This window comes from Trabulsiella odontotermitis, assembly GCF_030053895.1.
GTDB classification, from domain to species: Bacteria; Pseudomonadota; Gammaproteobacteria; order Enterobacterales; family Enterobacteriaceae; genus Trabulsiella; species Trabulsiella odontotermitis_C.
The window spans coordinates 3,163,300-3,180,384 of record NZ_CP125781.1 but is presented as its reverse complement, the minus strand read 5'-3'; the positions used below and the strand labels follow the sequence as shown (position 1 = coordinate 3,180,384).

Genomic DNA, 17,085 nt, shown 5'->3' with positions numbered 1-17,085 from the left:
CGACAATGAGCATTCCCTTTACCCGCTGGCCGGACGAGGCGGCAGCGCGCTACCGGCAAAAAGGCTACTGGCGGGATCTGCCGCTGACCGACATCCTGACCCGCCATGCCGACAGCGACGCGACAGCGGTCATCGACGGCGAGCGCCGTATCAGTTATCGCCAGTTGCATCAGGCGGCGGACAATCTGGCGGCGCATCTGCAACAGCAGGGGCTGAAGTGTGGCGAAACTGCGCTGGTTCAGTTGGGAAACGTCGCGGAGTTTTACATCACGCTGTTTGCGTTGCTGCGCCTCGGCGTCGCGCCGGTGAATGCGCTGTTCAGCCACCAGCGCAGCGAACTTAATGCCTACGCATTGCAGATTGCACCGGCGGTGCTGATTGCTGACCGGGGCCACCCACTGTTTGCCGATGACGCGTTTCTCAATTCTTTTGTAGAAGCGCATCGCTCGCTGCGGCTGGTGCTGCTGCGTCACGACAGCGGCGCCCACGCGCTGGAAACAGCCATCGCGCAACCGGCAGCGGGTTTTACCGCGACGCCAACACCTGCTGATGAGGTGGCGTTTTTCCAGCTTTCCGGCGGCAGTACCGGCACGCCGAAACTGATCCCCCGTACGCATAACGACTACTACTACAGCATTCGCCGCAGCAATGAGATTTGTCATTTTGATGCGCAGACGCGTTATCTCTGCGCGCTGCCTGCGGCGCATAACTACCCGATGAGCTCCCCCGGCGCGCTTGGCGTGTTTCTGGCCGAAGGGTGCGTGGTACTGGCGAACGATCCGAGCGCCACGCTCTGCTTCCCGCTGATTGAACAGCATCAGATTAACGTGACGGCGCTGGTGCCCCCGGCGGTCAGCCTGTGGTTACAGGCAATTAGCGAAGAGGGCAGTAATGCGTCGTTACGCTCATTGAATCTCTTGCAGGTGGGCGGCGCGCGGTTGTCTGCCACGCTTGCCGCCCGCATTCCGGCGGAGATCGGCTGCCAGTTGCAGCAGGTATTCGGTATGGCGGAAGGGCTGGTGAACTACACCCGCCTCGACGATCCACCGGAGCGCATCCTCAATACGCAGGGCTGCCCGATGAGCCCGGACGACGAAGTCTGGGTGGCGGATGAACACGGCAACCCGCTGCCGCGAGGTGAAGTGGGGCGCCTGATGACGCGCGGCCCGTATACCTTCCGTGGCTATTTCCGCAGCCCGGAACATAACGCACAGGCGTTTGATGAAAACGGCTTTTACCGCTCCGGCGACCTGATTTCCATCGACGAAGCCGGGTACATCACCGTTCAGGGGCGCGAAAAAGATCAGATCAACCGCGGCGGCGAAAAGATTGCCGCTGAGGAGATTGAAAACCTGCTGCTGCGCCATGAGGCGGTGATCCATGCCGCGCTGGTCAGCATGGAGGACAGCCTGCTGGGCGAGAAAAGCTGCGCGTATCTGGTGGTGACGGCACCACTGCGCGCGGTGGCCGTACGACGTTTTTTGCGCGAACAGGGTGTTGCGGAATTCAAGCTGCCGGATCGCGTGGTCTGCGTGGATGCGCTGCCGCTGACGCCGGTCGGCAAAGTGGATAAGAAGAAACTGCGTCAGTGGCTGGCGGAGCGCCCCCTGGCCTGAAGGAGAGAAAAGCATGACCATCCCAAAACTGCAGGCCTATGACCTGCCCACCGCCAGCGACGTCCCGACGAATAAAGTTGACTGGGTGTTTGAGCCTGAACGCGCGGCGTTGCTGATCCACGATATGCAGGAATACTTCCTCAATTTCTGGGGCAAGAACAGCCCGATGATGGAAACCGTGGTCGCCAACATTGCCGCACTGCGCCAGTACTGTAAGCAGCAGCATATTCCGGTCTATTACACCGCGCAGCCGAAAGATCAGAGTGATGACGACCGCGCGCTGCTCAATGACATGTGGGGGCCGGGGTTGACCCGTTCGCCGGAGCAGCAGCAAATCATCGCCGCGCTGGCACCGGACGAGGCCGATAACGTGCTGGTAAAATGGCGTTACAGCGCGTTTCATCGCTCTCCCCTGGAACAGATGCTGAAAGAGACCGGGCGTAATCAACTGATTATCACCGGGGTTTACGCGCACATCGGCTGCATGACCACCGCAACGGATGCCTTCATGCGTGATATCAAACCGTTCTTTGTCGCTGACGCGCTGGCGGATTTCAGCCGGGAAGAACATCTGATGGCGCTCAACTATGTCGCCGGGCGTTCCGGGCGGGTGGTAATGACTGACACGCTACTGCCGGTGCCGCTATCAAAAGCGGCGCTACGGGCGCTGATCCTGCCGTTGCTGGACGAAACCGACGAGCCGCTGGATGACGAAAACCTGATCGACTACGGTCTGGATTCCGTTCGCATGATGGCGCTGGCGGCGCGCTGGCGCAAAGTGCATGGTGATATTGATTTTGTGATGCTGGCGAAGAACCCGACAATTGAAGCCTGGTGGACGCTGCTCTCTCGCGAGGTGAAGTGATGACCGGGTTTGATTTTCACGGCAAAACCGTCTGGGTTACCGGGGCGGGAAAAGGCATTGGCTACGCCACTGCGCTGGCGTTCGCTGATGCGGGCGCGGCGGTGACCGGTTTTGACCTGGCGTTCGATGGCGAGCATTATCCTTTTACCATGGAAGTGCTGGATGTGGCTGATGCGCAGCAGGTGGCGCAGGTGTGTCGCCGCGTGCTTGAAAACCAGCCACGTCTGGACGTGCTGGTTAACGCGGCGGGTATTCTGCGCATGGGGGCGACCGATGCATTGAGCGTGGCGGACTGGCAACAGACGTTCGCCGTGAACGTTGGCGGTGCGTTTAACCTGTTCCGGCAGACAATGGCACAGTTTCGTCGTCAGCAGGGCGGAGCGATCGTGACCGTCGCGTCGGATGCTGCTCACACACCGCGCCTCGGCATGAGCGCTTATGGCGCCTCGAAAGCGGCGCTAAAAAGTCTGGCGTTGACCGTCGGGCTGGAGCTGGCCGCCAGCGGCGTGCGCTGTAACCTCGTCTCGCCAGGCTCAACCGATACCGACATGCAGCGAACGCTGTGGGCCAGTGATGACGCCGAACAACAGCGCATTCGCGGCTTCGGAGAACAGTTTAAGCTGGGCATTCCGCTGGGAAAAATCGCCCGTCCGCAGGAGATCGCCAGCACGATTCTGTTCCTCGCCTCCGACCATGCCAGCCACATCACGTTGCAGGATATCGTGGTAGATGGCGGCTCAACGCTGGGGGCGTAAATGATCTGGAAACGTCATATGTCTCTTGATGCGCTGAACGCCACCAGTCAGAACACCCTGGTGGCGCACCTTGGCATTCACTATACCCGTCTCGGCGACGACCTGCTGGAAGCCGAAATGCCGGTGGATGCGCGTACGCATCAGCCGTTTGGTCTGTTGCATGGCGGAGCCTCGGCAGCGCTGGCGGAAACGCTGGGGTCGATGGCGGCCTTTCTGATGACACGCGACGGGGAATGCGTGGTCGGGACTGAACTCAGTGTCACCCATCATCGCCCGGTGTCTCAGGGAAAAGTGCGTGGCGTATGTCAGCCGCTGTATCCCGGACGACAAAATCAGTGCTGGGAAATTGTGGTGTTTGACGAACAGGGCCGACGCTGCTGTACATGCCGGTTGAGCACGCGGGTAATGGGGTGAAAAAGGTCGAAAGTGATCGGCTTAACAATGTGATGTAAAAATTCGGTGATATGTCCGCTTTCTTGGGTTATTGGATTGTTAATTTCCATTCGAGTGTTATAGATACAAAATGTAACAACTTACTTCAGCGCTAATGGAACCTACACAATGAATAACGCAGGGAAATACCTCATCTGGGCAGTGCTTGCCGTTGTGGGAGCCTTCGCCCTGGGCTATATCGCCCTCAACCGTGGTGAACAGATAAATGCGTTGTGGATCGTCGTGGCGGCGGTCTGCCTTTATCTTATTGCCTATCGTTTTTATGGCCGTTATATCGCGAATAATGTCCTCGGGGTTGACCCGACACGCATGACGCCTGCCGTTCGCCATAACGACGGACTGGATTACGTACCAACCGATAAAAAAGTGCTGTTCGGACACCATTTTGCGGCGATAGCCGGAGCCGGGCCGCTGGTCGGGCCGGTGCTGGCTGCGCAAATGGGCTATCTGCCGGGCATGATCTGGATCCTCGCGGGCGTGGTACTGGCCGGGGCGGTTCAGGACTTTATGGTGTTGTTTGTTTCCACCCGCCGCGACGGTCGTTCGCTGGGCGAGCTGGTGAAAGAAGAGATGGGGCCGACGGCGGGCGTTATCGCGCTGATCGCGACCTTTATGATCATGGTGATCATCCTTGCGGTGCTGGCGATGATCGTGGTGAAAGCATTGACCCACAGCCCGTGGGGGACGTATACCGTCGCCTTTACCATTCCACTGGCGCTGTTTATGGGGATCTATATTCGTTACCTGCGTCCGGGGCGGATTGGTGAAGTGTCTGTTATCGGACTCGTGCTGCTGGTGTTCGCCATTATTTCCGGCGGCTGGGTGGCAGAGAGCGAAACCTGGGCGCCGTGGTTTGATTTTACCGGCGTACAACTGACCTGGATGCTGGTGGGCTACGGTTTTGTGGCGGCGGTATTGCCGGTGTGGCTGCTGCTGGCGCCGCGTGATTATCTCTCCACTTTCCTGAAAATTGGTACCATTGTCGGGCTGGCGATTGGTATTTTGATCATGCGTCCGACACTGACCATGCCATCACTCACTAAGTTTGTTGATGGCACTGGCCCGGTGTGGACGGGTGATCTGTTCCCGTTCCTGTTTATTACCATCGCCTGTGGCGCCGTATCGGGCTTCCATGCACTGATCTCTTCCGGTACCACGCCGAAAATGCTGGCGAACGAAAATCAGGCCTGCCTGATTGGTTACGGCGGCATGCTGATGGAATCCTTCGTGGCGATCATGGCGCTGGTTGCCGCGTGCATTATCGATCCGGGCGTCTATTTTGCGATGAACAGCCCGATGGCTGTGCTGGCGCCTGCGGGGACAACTGATGTAGTGGCCTCTGCTGCGCAGGTGGTCAGTAGCTGGGGCTTTACCGTCACGCCGGATACACTGAAACAGATCGCGAGTGAGGTGGGCGAGCAGTCTATTATCTCGCGTGCGGGTGGTGCGCCAACGCTGGCGGTGGGCATGGCCTACATTCTGCATGGTTCACTGGGTGGCCTGATGGACGTCTCCTTCTGGTACCACTTCGCCATTCTGTTTGAAGCGCTGTTTATTCTGACAGCGGTAGATGCGGGCACTCGTGCGGCGCGCTTTATGCTGCAGGATCTGCTCGGCGTCATCAGCCCGAATCTCAAACGCACCGACTCGCTGCCTGCCAACCTGCTCGCTACGGCGCTTTGCGTGCTGGCCTGGGGTTACTTCCTGCATCAGGGCGTGGTGGATCCGTTGGGCGGCATCAACACTCTGTGGCCGCTGTTTGGTATCGCCAACCAGATGCTGGCAGGGATGGCGCTGATGCTCTGCGCTGTCGTGCTGTTCAAGATGAAGCGCCAGCGTTATGCGTGGGTGGCGTTGTTGCCAACCGCATGGCTGCTGATTTGTACGCTGGTCGCTGGCTGGCAGAAAGCCTTTAGCCCGGACGTTAAAGTGGGCTTTCTGGCCATCGCCAACCGCTTCCAGGGGATGATCGACAGCGGCAACATTCCGTCGCAGTACACTGAATCGCAGCTGGTTCAACTGGTGTTCAATAACCGCCTGGATGCCGGACTGACCATCTTCTTTATGGTGGTGGTCGTGGTACTGGCGCTGTATTCTGTGAAGACCGCGCTGGCGGCGTTAAAAGTCGATAAACCGACGGACAAAGAGCTGCCGTATGAACCGATGCCGGAAAATCTCGAGCAGATCGTGACGCAGGCAAAAGGCGCGCATTAATCACAACCGGCCGGGTAGCGAGCGCGTTACCCGGCAAACCAGACCGGAGCTGTTATGTTCGACACGCTTTCTAAAGCCGGAAAATACCTGGGTCAGGCGGCAAAAATGATGGTCGGTGTGCCCGACTATGATAACTACGTCGAGCATATGCGAGTGAACCACCCGGACCAGACACCGATGACCTACGAAGCCTTTTTCCGCGACAGACAAGATGCGCGTTACGGCAGTAAAGGCGGCGCCCGCTGCTGCTAAATTCGCAGGCTGATTTGCGCCTGGGTGCAGCCATAGATTGCCGCCAGTTTTTCACGGGTGCGTTTCTGCGGACGTGAGTCTGGCGATTCCAGTTGTGACACAGCAGATTGCGTTATTCCCAGTTTTTCTGCCACTTCCTGTTGTGAGAGACCGCAGGCGATACGCCATGCGGCCTGCAGGCTGACGCCTTCCGCGTCCATAATATTAACGATATGGTTTGGGATACCAACGTCGTCATACTCGTCAGGCTCATAAGGGATCTCTTCCCAGCCCTCTTCGTTTTTGTCATCAACTTCTGTTTGCCCGAGACGCAGACGAAACCAGAGATCGTACGGGATGACTACGAACTGCGGTTCGCCGTTTCCGTCTTTAATAAACTGAACATCCATAAGTAGCACTCTCCTCATGCAAATACGTGGCGGAGGTTCGGCGTTTTACTGCCACGATGTAGCAGATATCCTGCTGTTCCCCCTGCATTTCAAAGATGACCCGATAGTCGCCGACCCGCAGCCGGAAATGCCCTTCGGGGTGCAACAACCTTTTCAAATCAGGCGGTGGCGCATTGCTATCGCCAATATCAACCAGCCTGTCTTTCACCCTCTGACGATAACGAAAATCAATTTTCATCAGCTGCTTCCAGGCAGCTCTGGACCAGACAAATGTCATCTAACACCTCCAGCATATCGCGTTGCGAAATATAAGTAAATAATTAGATAATTAGCTTTTCTTGTATTATCTAATGACGCAGAGCCTACGGCCGGAAAAGGGAGGGTTAAAGCAGAGGAAGAATGAGATACGAAGCTCATCGTAAACGTCTCCACCTCACGGCAAAGACGTTCAGAAAAAGTGGATAACGGATCGTAAATCCGGGCTTATTTGACGGTCCAGGCACCGGAAAAATGACGGTCGGCAAACAGTTCAAGCAGTCCGCTTATCTGCTTCAGACGCAACACTTCGTCGCTGTCCATGCCCAGTTCCTTGCTGATTTTTTCATCACTCCACCCCAGTTGGGCAAGCTCGCGGATGATGTCAGACATGGCGTTGATCTGATGGCGTCCCCGGGCCCGGTTGTGGCGAATAGTCGATGCCATACCGGAGGCCGATGTCTGGCCGTTATCGTGTAAGCAGGTGATGGGGAGATACCCTTTAAGCTGCGCTTTTAACACGTTTTTCGTTTTAACCAGTTCCTGGCGATGAAAGCCATCGATAATCTCGAAGCGTTGACTGCCACGCGACACCACGACAACGGGCTGGGTAAAACCATCCGCTTCCAGCGATTTTTGCAGCAGTCGCCGTTCAGGAGGCGCGACGTTGTTGGGGTTGTAGTCATTGGGCGCAACGGTTTCTTGTTTAACCCATAACACACAATCCACTGGTTGGTCCTGAAACGGACTATGGCGATGGATCGCCAGGCGAAACTGATTAATGGCCTCAACGCGTTCCTCTTCGCCGAGCGAATCCAGATAATGCTCCAGCTGTTGGATTAGTTGTTGTTGCATAAGATGTTCCATTCCTTGCGCTTTTTGGCCATGTGGCTGCTGTAGCGCTGATAGTGTTCAGGTTTCGTTGGGCTGAAAGAGAGCATCCGGCACCAGTAGTCATTGTTGAGCAGTACCTTGCAGATGCGTCGCCACGAGGGGATATCTTTCGAGCCAGTATCGCCGTGCTGCGTATCCGGAATCTCTTCGCCCCTTTTCTGATACCAGTGCAGGTAAATCGCAATTTTATTTCGGTAATGTTCAGCCGTTTTCTGCGGCATGCTTTCCAGTAAAAACAGGGCATAGCTTTGCCAGCTATGACTGGCGGGTTTATCGAGCTTACGATGGCCATAGAATTGATTATCCTGTCCGGCGTACAGCCCGCCGCTTTGTGCGCCGCTGACCCGCTGACACATGGCGGCCCAGCGCTCAGGCTCAATCACGTGATACAGCCACAGTCCCTGACGTTGTTCCGGGCCGTAAGGCTCACAAATACGCATATAACGGAACGGGACGCCCGCCTGATACATCAGGTTATACAACGGGTTGTAGCTCAGTTGTGTTTTGGCGAACCAGGTCCAGATATCCGCTGTTTTCCAGTCATAGATTGGGTAGACGTACCAGGTATGGCCGCCCGGGGCGATGGTGGTCCAGGGTTTGTCATCGGCAAAGCGCTGTTTGCGGGCGGAGGCGATAGTTAAAAATCGGTTGTAAGACTCGTCGGCGCGGATGCCGACCAGCATGGCCGCCGGGCGATTATCCGCGAACCAGTCGGCAAATTTGCGCACGAACGCTTCGAAGGTCATCCCCGTCTGGTAAAAGGGAAAGTAATCGGTCCGGGTGATGGCATCCGGGGGTGGCTGGCGAACCCAGGAGGTTCCCGGTTGCCAGCACTGCCATTCCGGTTCGAACTGCGACAGGGAATTTTGGGTGGTTAATGGCAGCGCAACCCACCAGAAATAGTCAATAACATCCTGATATTCTGCGCGCATGGCTTCAATATGTGTAATCGTGGCGGAAAATTGCGCTTCCCAGTCGATAAATAACACGCAGATTTTTTTATGCAATTTGCGCGCCTGTAATGCCGCGATATGCAGCATTACGGTAGAATCTTTGCCACCGGAAAACGAGATACAGACTTTGGGTAAATTATTCAATGCCCATGTAATGCGTTCGGTGGCGGCATCCAGCACGTTCTGGCTGAGCGGGTATTTGTAAATAGACATGGTCAGTTTCCGTACAAGTGTGTATCCAGAGTTCTTTATATTATAGTGAGATTTTATTATGACAATTATTCGCCAGAATTTTTTATTTGGTATTATTTAAGTGAATAAAAGTAAATTAAAGCATTCATGGAAAGAATGCTTTAATGGACGTGGTTATTTTTTGATTTGATTAATGAACGTCGCAAATGAATCACTGGTCAACGACGCACGGTTGTACATGAGATAGAGATTAATTTCGGGGAGTGTCAGCGGTGTTTTTATTTCCTGCAACTGCAGCGTATCTTTGTAATAATCAAAAGCCAGTTTTGGAATAAACCCAAGAATATCGGTATTGGCCACCATATTAATAATCGAAATCAGCGAGTCGCTGCGAAAAGTACATTTGCGATCCGGAAACTGGGCATCAGTGAAATCGCGCATCTGCTTTGCGCCGGGTTCATCAGTGATGTAATAGGTAAACTCCTCTTCGTGTAATGCAGAAAGGCCTGCGTAATCACTTATTCGTGGGTGATTTTTGCGGCAGGCGAGGATCACCGGCGTACTCATGTAATGTTCAGAAATTACCGAGCGGTTATTGGTCGGGAAAATAGAGATAATCAAATCCGCTTTACGCCAGGCGAGTAAATCCTCAGCAGATTCAGGGGTGACGAAAATATCGTGGTGCTCTATTTCATAATCGTTTTGCTTACGCAATGTCGTAATAAGATCCAGCATCCCGCCGGCCAGTATGAGCGAAGAACAGTAGATCACAAACTGCTTTTTCAACACTGAACTATGCATAATATTGATAGTTTGTTCGATCTGGTTAAGGTTGTTCTCAAGGTACAGATGCAGATTTGTGCCGACGGTGGTTGGCGTGATGCCTTTGCCGGAACGAATAAATAAAGGATCGTTGAACTGACTGCGCAGACGCTGCAATGACTGGCTAACGGCTGAAGGGGTGATAAACAGCGTTTCCGCCGCTTTACTGATACTCAAATGCTGATAAATACATTCAAAAATTACTAAAAGATTGAGATCGAATTTTTTTAGATCGTAGAGGTTAGCCATGTTTTATCCTTCAGCGGGCAATCGCATCAACAAGACGACGATATATTACCGTTCCTGGTAAACTGTATTGAGTCGTTGATTGAGTAATATAGACTTACAAATCATTATATTCGATAAATGAAAATTTGCTAAGGAACATTTGTAGCCTGTTTTCACAGGCGAGGAATATCACCTGCGAAAACTATCGTATTGTTCTTTATGGTTTTTCACCAAGCATGGCTTTTAGTTGGGTGTTATCGGGCAGTCCAACAATCTGCTGAAGTTCTTTTTCGCTATTCATATAGTAAATAGCGGGTGTGGCGTTAGCCCCCAGCTCATCCATCAGCTGCTGGTTTTCATTGAGCACTTTCATCTGCGCGGGCGGGATGGATTTCGGGACATCCAGCGTCAGCTTGCCCCCGGATTGTTCGTATTCATGCCAGGTTTTGGCCGGATCACGGGCGCTGAGAATGGCGGCGGCCATGGCAGGGCTTTCAGGTTTAATTACGCCGACCATCAGTGTGCGGAGCTGAATCTTTCCGGATTCAACCCAGGGACGCGCCTGTTTCCAGAACTGTTTGCAATAAGGGCAGAAGGGATCGGCAAAGACGTAAATTACCGTCGGGGCAGTTTTTTCGCCATCAAGGATCCAGCTGGCTTTTTCCATGCGCTGCCACATTTCACGCCCCGCGGGCGCATAGATCTCTTTCTGGATGACCTGCTCGCTCAGATTTGCCCCTTTATCGTCGTACATATAACCCGAGATGGCATGTTTACCGTCCGGCGTGACGTAGATAGTCACTCCCATATCCTGATACTTGCCGAGATACCCTTTCATGCCGCCTGGCGCATCAAACGGTTTAACGATCGTAATGCCCTGTTTTTCGATGGCTTTTACTGCTTCCGGCAGTTCCTGAGCGGAAACAAACCAGGGGATCATGCCGATAAGAAGGGTGCGTTTAATCATGACAATCCTTATAAATCAATGGGTAACATACTTCATGGTGGTGTCTGGTCAGCCAGGCCGTGGCGTGTTGTTAGCTAATACTTATTGATTTGATAAAGGAAACGCATTAGCCGAAGTAGCAAAAGTTGGTTACCTTACCACTCAACGAAAACACGGAGGAAGTATAGATGTCCTTAATTAATACCAAAATCAAACCTTTCAAAAACCAGGCGTTCAAAAACGGTGAATTCATCGAAGTTACCGAGAAAGATACCGAAGGCCGCTGGAGCGTCTTCTTCTTCTACCCGGCTGACTTCACCTTCGTATGCCCGACCGAACTGGGCGACGTGGCAGACCACTACGACGAGCTGCAGAAACTGGGTGTAGACGTTTACTCTGTGTCTACCGATACCCACTTCACCCACAAAGCATGGCACAGCAGCTCTGACACCATCGCTAAAATCAAATACGCGATGATCGGCGACCCGACTGGCACCCTGACCCGTAACTTCGACAACATGCGTGAAGATGAAGGTCTGGCAGATCGTGCCACTTTCGTTGTTGACCCGCAGGGCATTATCCAGGCCATCGAAGTTACCGCTGAAGGTATCGGCCGCGATGCGTCTGACCTGCTGCGTAAAGTGAAAGCCGCGCAGTATGTTGCGTCTCACCCAGGCGAAGTTTGCCCTGCGAAATGGAAAGAAGGTGATGCGACGCTGGCTCCGTCCTTGGACCTCGTTGGTAAAATCTAAGTCTGCCAAACCCGGCGGCGCTGTGCTTGCATGGGCCTGTAGCAGGCCTCCGGGAAATGCTTTCATCATGGGCGCATCCGCGCCCATTTCATTCCAGCACCATGATGCAAGTCGCATTCAGGCTGTCGCAATGCGTACGGTTTGCATGATGGCGTTTTTAGAGAGGGAATAATGATGCTCGACACAAATATGAAAACCCAGCTCAAGGCTTATCTTGAGAAACTGACAAAACCTGTTGAGCTGATTGCCACGCTGGATGACAGCGGAAAATCGGCCGAAATCAAGGAACTGCTGGCTGAGATTGCCGAACTGTCGCCACAGGTGACCTTTAAAGAAGACAACAGCCTTCCGGTGCGTAAACCGTCGTTCCTGATCACCAACCCGGGTTCAACGCAGGGGCCACGTTTCGCTGGCTCGCCGCTCGGTCATGAATTTACTTCACTGGTACTGGCGCTGCTGTGGACTGGTGGACACCCGTCGAAAGAAGCGCAGGCGCTGCTGGAGCAGATCCGCGATATCGACGGTGATTTCGAATTTGAAACCTATTATTCGCTCTCCTGCCATAACTGCCCGGACGTGGTGCAGGCCCTGAACCTGATGTCGGTGCTGAACCCGCGCATCAAACATACGGCGATTGATGGCGGCACGTTCCAGAATGAAATTACCGATCGCAACGTGATGGGCGTTCCGGCGGTGTTCGTGAACGGTAAAGAGTTTGGTCAGGGTCGCATGACGCTCACCGAAATTGTTGCCAAAGTGGATACCGGTGCGGAAAAACGTGCGGCAGAAGAGTTGAACAAACGTGATGCCTACGATGTGCTGATTGTCGGTTCCGGCCCGGCGGGTGCGGCGGCGGCGGTCTATTCCGCACGTAAAGGGATCCGTACCGGCCTGATGGGCGAACGCTTCGGTGGTCAGGTGCTGGATACCGTCGATATCGAAAACTATATTTCTGTGCCGAAAACCGAAGGTCAGAAACTGGCGGGCGCGCTGAAAGCGCACGTGTCTGATTATGAAGTGGATGTGATAGACAGCCAGAGCGCCAGCAAACTGGTGCCGGCGGCGCAGGAAGGGGGTTTGCACCAGATTGAAACCGCGTCTGGCGCTGTTCTGAAAGCGCGCAGCATCATCATTGCAACTGGCGCCAAATGGCGCAACATGAACGTACCGGGTGAAGATCAGTATCGTACCAAAGGCGTCACCTATTGCCCGCACTGCGACGGCCCGCTGTTTAAAGGCAAGCGCGTGGCGGTCATCGGCGGCGGTAACTCCGGCGTAGAAGCGGCGATTGATCTGGCCGGTATCGTTGAACATGTTACGCTGCTGGAGTTTGCTCCGGAAATGAAAGCAGACCAGGTATTGCAGGACAAAGTCCGCAGCCTGAAGAATGTCGATATCATCCTCAACGCGCAGACCACCGAAGTGAAGGGCGATGGCAGTAAAGTGACGGGGCTTGAATATCGTGACCGCGTCAGCGGCGACACGCATCAGGTCGCGCTGTCAGGGATCTTCGTCCAGATTGGTCTGCTGCCAAATACCACCTGGCTGGATGGCGCTATCGAACGCAACCGTATGGGTGAAATCATCATCGATGCGAAATGCGAAACCAGCGTGAAGGGCATCTTCGCGGCGGGCGACTGCACCACCGTACCGTATAAGCAAATCATCATCGCGACCGGCGAAGGCGCAAAAGCCTCTCTGAGTTCGTTCGATTATTTGATTCGCACCAAAACAGCATAAAAAAAGTAAGACCACACCTGCAATGCAGCCCGGCGGCGAAAGCTTCCGGGCTTTTTCGTTTTTAGTGACATCCGGCGTGGGTTTTTGCTACACCTAAGGTTTCAGGTCAACGCGCGCGGGAATGTTCATGAAAACAGCCATCCACCAGGTCAGGCCGTATCGCCAGCCATTGCCGGGCGTGGAGGCGGTTTCGCTGCTGACGGCGCATACGTTTCCGCGCCATTCGCACGATCAGTTTGGCATTGGGGTGTTTGTTGAGGGTGCGCAACGTTCGCAAAGCTGCATCGGCAGCGTTGAGGCTTCCGCGGGAAATATCATTATGGTGAATCCCGGAGAGATCCATGATGGCGTGCCACTGGCGGGACCGCGTGGCTGGCATATGCTGTATATCGAACCGGATATCATGGCACAAGAGCTTCACAGGCAGGTTGATATGAAACCGGTCGCTACCGATCCTGAACTTAGCGGGATGATGCAACGGCTGTTCCTGACACTTAACAGCCCGGCGCCCGACCAGGCCGCCATCGAAGAAGCCGTCATGCTGTGTCTGATGCGGGTGACGAAACAACACCTGCTTTCGGCCACGTCGCGCCATGCCTGTTCCCCCTCCATTGCGCTCGCCAGAGAATATCTTGATGATTCGCCCGCTGAGCCCGTTACGCTTGCGGCTCTGGCCGGGTTATGCGGTATGAGCCGTTTTCAACTGATAAGAGAGTTTTCGCGCGAAACCGGAACAACGCCGCATGCGTGGCTTATCCAGTCGCGTGTACGGCTGGCAAAGCGGTTATTGCAACAGGGAACACGGCCTGTCGATGCCGCGCTGCAGGCAGGCTTCGCTGATCAGAGCCACCTGACTCGCGCGTTTCAGCGGCAGCTTGGCGTGACGCCAGGCCAGTACGTGCTTTCGCTGACGTAAATCGTTCTTTGCAATTTTGTTCAAGACAGTGCTGCGACCCGTCAGGGATAGTCTGCGTTATTCCTCATTTCAACGAGATATAACGCCATGCAAATCAGCACCGAATTCCTGATTACGTCATTTATCGTCGTGGTATCGCCCGGTACCGGTACCCTTTATACCGTCGCCACCGGATTATCGCAGGGAGTCAGAAAGAGTCTTTTTGCCGCTGTTGGCTGTACGCTCGGTATCATTCCTCACATGATTGCCGCAATTACCGGTCTGGCAGCGATTTTTCATACCAGTCAGCTGGCGTTTGAAGGCATTAAGTTTCTTGGTGTGATCTGGCTGTTGTACATGGCATGGAACACACTTAAAGAGACAGGATCGATGCAGCTCAACCCACAAGGGAAGCGCAAATCGCCGTTCGAAATAATACTTCACGCAATACTGATCAACCTGCTGAACCCCAAGCTGCCGCTCTTTTTTCTCGCCTTTTTGCCGCAGTTTATTCGTACCGACGCCGCTTCACCGGTCACGGAACTGTTGATACTCAGCAGCATTTTCATGTTGATGACGCTGTGCATATTTGCGCTGTACGGCGTATTTTCCGCTTTCGCGCGCGGGCAGGTGCTGTCAAAGCCGGGGATGCTTAAAGCGTTGCGCATCGGTTTTGCGACGGGATTTGTCGGCTTAGGGATCAGGTTGCTGCTCACCCAGCAGAAGTAGGACGTAGAGAGGCTACCCACTGGTAGCCTCTGATGGGTTAGCGAACCACCAGCACCGGGATATGAGCGTGACGAATAACGCTCGAAGCGTTTGAGCCGAGCAGATGGGTCGTGATAGAGGGATTGCGAGAGCCGATAACCACCACATCGGCATCCAGATCTTCGGCAAGCTCGTTCACCACATCGCGAACGGTACCAATCCGAACATGCATTTTTATCCGTGATGGGTCGATGCTGAAATGTCCGATCATCGTCTGCAGGCGGGTTTCCGCTTCATGTTGCAGATGCTCCTCAAAGCGGCGTAAATCTGCGGCAAAGCGGCTCATCGTAAAGCTGGCGGAACCCGGCAGTACGTGAAGCAAATGAATAACGCCATCCTGTTGCGCCATAAACTCCGCATGGCGGATAGCCTTGTCACTTAGCTCCATTTCAAAGACATCAACCGGCATAATGATTGTTTTGTACATATGCGTAGCTCCTTGTCCTTATGAGATACATATATTGAAACATATTTGGCGACATTTTTGTGTCATTCAGGTCGCAAATTTGTCAGGAGGCGGGGTGGGGTGGGGTAAAGTTTTGTCGGCGGGAAAAACGGAAAGAGGATGTTTCAACATCCTCCGTAAAAAGCAGCAGAATTAGCGGTGAAAATCCCCGGCGGCTTCAGGCTGATACAACAGCTCCAGCACTTCAAGGTGAGTTGACGTACCGCCCGGCAATTGCCAGTGAATGGTGTTGCCCACGCGTAACCCCAGCAGTGCGGCACCAACCGGCGCCATGACGGAAAGCTGTGTATTGCTGTCGGTCACTTGTGCCGGGAAGACCAGGGTTCGCACACGTTCTTCACCAGTGGTTAAATCACGGAAGCGTACCTGACTGTTCATGCTGACGACGTCATGAGGCATCTCTTCAGGCGCACACATCTTTGCGCGATCCAGTTCGGCGTTCAGTGCTTCAGCCACGGGTAAGCTGGCAAAAGCCGGTTGTTCAAGCAGGCGGTCGATGCGTTCAGCATCAAGCTCATTAATAATGATGGCGGGTCTGGTCATTATTTACTCCATGTCTTTCCAGGTACCTGTATCCAAAAGAAAACCCTCACCGGCAGCGGCAAGGGTTGTCCTCTCGCCATCATACTGAGAGTTGGCGCCAGTTTGAAGTGATAAAGAGCACAATAAAGAATGTTTATCCGGTCGTTAATGTGAATTTTATGCGAAATCCGTCACCTTTCTGGATTCTGTCTTATCCTTTTCAGGCGGTGTCGCGTGGGGCGATACCCTCCGTTTCAGGAGATCCTATGAGCAGCTTCGACAAACTTACGCTTAAAGATGGCAGCTACCTGTACTTTAAAGACTGGGGAAGCGGGCAACCGGTTGTGTTCAGTCACGGCTGGCCGCTGACGGCGGATGCGTTTGAAGATCAAATGTTGTTTCTGGCGTCAAAGGGATATCGCGTGATTGCTCACGACCGTCGCGGGCATGGCCGTTCGGCGCAGCCCTGGGACGGGCATAATATGGATCAGTATGGCGACGATCTGGCGCAACTGACCGCGCATCTGAACCTGAAAAATGCGGTGCATGTCGGTCACTCAACCGGTGGCGGCGAAGTGGCGCGCTACATTGGTCGCCACGGTACGGAGCGGGTGGCAAAAGCGGTGCTGATCGGCGCGGTGACGCCGATTATGATCAAAACGGATTTCAACCCGAATGGCGTACCAAAAGAGGTCTTCGACGGGATCCGCGAAGGGGTGATAAACGATCGTGGTGCCTTTTTCTATGAGCTGACGCAGGCATTTTATGGCTATAACCGTGACGGCGCGAAAGCGTCTGAAGCTGTGCGCCAGGGGTTTGTCGCGCAGGGACTACAGGGCTCGATTAAAGCGCTTTATGACTGCATCAAAGCATTTTCGGAAACCGACCTGCGTGAAGATCTGCGCCGGATGACGATCCCGACGTTGGTGATCCACGGTGATGACGATCAGATTGTTCCCTTTGAAACTTGCGGCAAAGTGGCGGCGGAAATGCTGCCGGATGCAGAGCTGAAAGTTTACAAAGGGGGCTCTCACGGGATTTGTACAACCCATAAGCAGCAGATTAACGAGGACCTGCTGGCGTTTCTTCAGCGCTGACGATGTTGCCC

At 54.1% G+C, this 17,085-nt stretch carries 19 protein-coding genes; 11 read left to right on the top strand and 8 right to left on the bottom strand.

All coding sequences use genetic code 11. The features are described from left to right. Positions 1–5: 5 nt before the first annotated feature. From entE to QMG90_RS15255, 6 genes are all read left to right on the top strand, one after another. Positions 6–1,616 (top strand): (2,3-dihydroxybenzoyl)adenylate synthase EntE, encoded by a 1,611-nt coding sequence (entE, locus tag QMG90_RS15280; protein WP_283280475.1) that lies wholly within the window; start codon positions 6–8, stop codon positions 1,614–1,616. A 13-nt stretch (positions 1,617–1,629) separates the two neighbouring features. Beyond that, positions 1,630–2,481, top strand: a complete 852-nt coding sequence (locus QMG90_RS15275; RefSeq protein ID WP_283280474.1) for an isochorismatase — start codon at positions 1,630–1,632, stop codon at positions 2,479–2,481. Then, a complete protein-coding gene (gene entA, locus QMG90_RS15270) occupies positions 2,481–3,236 on the top strand; it encodes a 2,3-dihydro-2,3-dihydroxybenzoate dehydrogenase EntA (RefSeq protein WP_283280473.1) in 756 nt (251 codons plus the stop codon). Before QMG90_RS15275 ends, entA begins: the two co-directional genes overlap by 1 nt. Further along, positions 3,237–3,650, top strand: coding sequence for a proofreading thioesterase EntH (gene entH, locus QMG90_RS15265; protein ID WP_283280472.1), 414 nt, complete (start codon positions 3,237–3,239; stop codon positions 3,648–3,650). It abuts the gene before it with no gap. A 147-nt stretch (positions 3,651–3,797) separates the two neighbouring features. After that, positions 3,798–5,903 (top strand): pyruvate/proton symporter CstA, encoded by a 2,106-nt coding sequence (gene cstA, locus QMG90_RS15260; RefSeq protein ID WP_283280471.1) that lies wholly within the window; start codon positions 3,798–3,800, stop codon positions 5,901–5,903. A gap of 54 nt (positions 5,904–5,957) precedes the next feature. Then, the gene (locus QMG90_RS15255) at positions 5,958–6,155 is read left to right on the top strand and encodes a YbdD/YjiX family protein (RefSeq protein ID WP_283280470.1); all 198 of its coding nucleotides are present in this window, start codon (positions 5,958–5,960) and stop codon (positions 6,153–6,155) included. Here the strand turns inward: QMG90_RS15255 and QMG90_RS15250 are convergent. From QMG90_RS15250 to dsbG, 6 genes are all read right to left on the bottom strand, one after another. Continuing rightward, positions 6,152–6,544, bottom strand: a complete 393-nt coding sequence (locus QMG90_RS15250) for a helix-turn-helix domain-containing protein (protein WP_283280469.1) — start codon at positions 6,542–6,544, stop codon at positions 6,152–6,154. The two genes, QMG90_RS15255 and QMG90_RS15250, sit on opposite strands and share 4 nt — an antisense overlap. Beyond that, positions 6,525–6,821: a type II toxin-antitoxin system RelE family toxin gene (locus QMG90_RS15245; protein WP_283280468.1), complete on the bottom strand. Its 297-nt coding sequence runs from the start codon at positions 6,819–6,821 to the stop codon at positions 6,525–6,527. The genes QMG90_RS15250 and QMG90_RS15245 overlap by 20 nt, the downstream gene beginning before the upstream one ends. Positions 6,822–7,027: 206 nt before the next feature. Next, a complete protein-coding gene (locus tag QMG90_RS15240; RefSeq protein WP_283280467.1) occupies positions 7,028–7,654 on the bottom strand; it encodes an IbrB-like domain-containing protein in 627 nt (208 codons plus the stop codon). Further along, positions 7,639–8,859 (bottom strand): phosphoadenosine phosphosulfate reductase, encoded by a 1,221-nt coding sequence (locus QMG90_RS15235; RefSeq protein WP_283280466.1) that lies wholly within the window; start codon positions 8,857–8,859, stop codon positions 7,639–7,641. Before QMG90_RS15235 ends, QMG90_RS15240 begins: the two co-directional genes overlap by 16 nt. 153 nt (positions 8,860–9,012) lie before the next feature. Further along, positions 9,013–9,909 carry a DNA-binding transcriptional repressor CitR gene (gene citR, locus QMG90_RS15230; protein WP_283280465.1) on the bottom strand — a complete coding sequence of 299 codons (897 nt, stop codon included), beginning with the start codon at positions 9,907–9,909 and terminating at the stop codon, positions 9,013–9,015. 196 nt (positions 9,910–10,105) lie between these two features. Continuing rightward, positions 10,106–10,855: a thiol:disulfide interchange protein DsbG gene (dsbG, locus tag QMG90_RS15225; protein ID WP_283280464.1), complete on the bottom strand. Its 750-nt coding sequence runs from the start codon at positions 10,853–10,855 to the stop codon at positions 10,106–10,108. A 167-nt stretch (positions 10,856–11,022) separates the two neighbouring features. Here dsbG and ahpC point away from each other — a divergent pair, with 167 nt between their 5' ends. From ahpC to QMG90_RS15205, 4 genes are all read left to right on the top strand, one after another. Continuing rightward, the gene (ahpC, locus tag QMG90_RS15220) at positions 11,023–11,586 is read left to right on the top strand and encodes an alkyl hydroperoxide reductase subunit C (RefSeq protein ID WP_283280463.1); all 564 of its coding nucleotides are present in this window, start codon (positions 11,023–11,025) and stop codon (positions 11,584–11,586) included. Between the two features lie 174 nt (positions 11,587–11,760). Beyond that, positions 11,761–13,326, top strand: coding sequence for an alkyl hydroperoxide reductase subunit F (ahpF, locus tag QMG90_RS15215; protein WP_283283977.1), 1,566 nt, complete (start codon positions 11,761–11,763; stop codon positions 13,324–13,326). A 127-nt stretch (positions 13,327–13,453) separates the two neighbouring features. Continuing rightward, positions 13,454–14,242: an AraC family transcriptional regulator gene (locus QMG90_RS15210; RefSeq protein ID WP_283280462.1), complete on the top strand. Its 789-nt coding sequence runs from the start codon at positions 13,454–13,456 to the stop codon at positions 14,240–14,242. Positions 14,243–14,329: 87 nt separating this feature from the next. Then, positions 14,330–14,950 (top strand): LysE family translocator, encoded by a 621-nt coding sequence (locus tag QMG90_RS15205; RefSeq protein ID WP_283280461.1) that lies wholly within the window; start codon positions 14,330–14,332, stop codon positions 14,948–14,950. 37 nt (positions 14,951–14,987) lie between these two features. On the opposite strand, the gene uspG is transcribed toward QMG90_RS15205, so the two are convergent. Next, positions 14,988–15,416 carry a universal stress protein UspG gene (gene uspG, locus QMG90_RS15200; RefSeq protein ID WP_054179865.1) on the bottom strand — a complete coding sequence of 143 codons (429 nt, stop codon included), beginning with the start codon at positions 15,414–15,416 and terminating at the stop codon, positions 14,988–14,990. Between the two features lie 171 nt (positions 15,417–15,587). Continuing rightward, a complete protein-coding gene (rnk, locus tag QMG90_RS15195) occupies positions 15,588–15,998 on the bottom strand; it encodes a nucleoside diphosphate kinase regulator (protein WP_283280460.1) in 411 nt (136 codons plus the stop codon). Positions 15,999–16,243: 245 nt separating this feature from the next. Between rnk and QMG90_RS15190 the strand changes: the two genes are divergently transcribed. Then, positions 16,244–17,074, top strand: a complete 831-nt coding sequence (locus QMG90_RS15190) for an alpha/beta fold hydrolase (protein WP_283280459.1) — start codon at positions 16,244–16,246, stop codon at positions 17,072–17,074. Positions 17,075–17,085 lie beyond the last annotated feature (11 nt).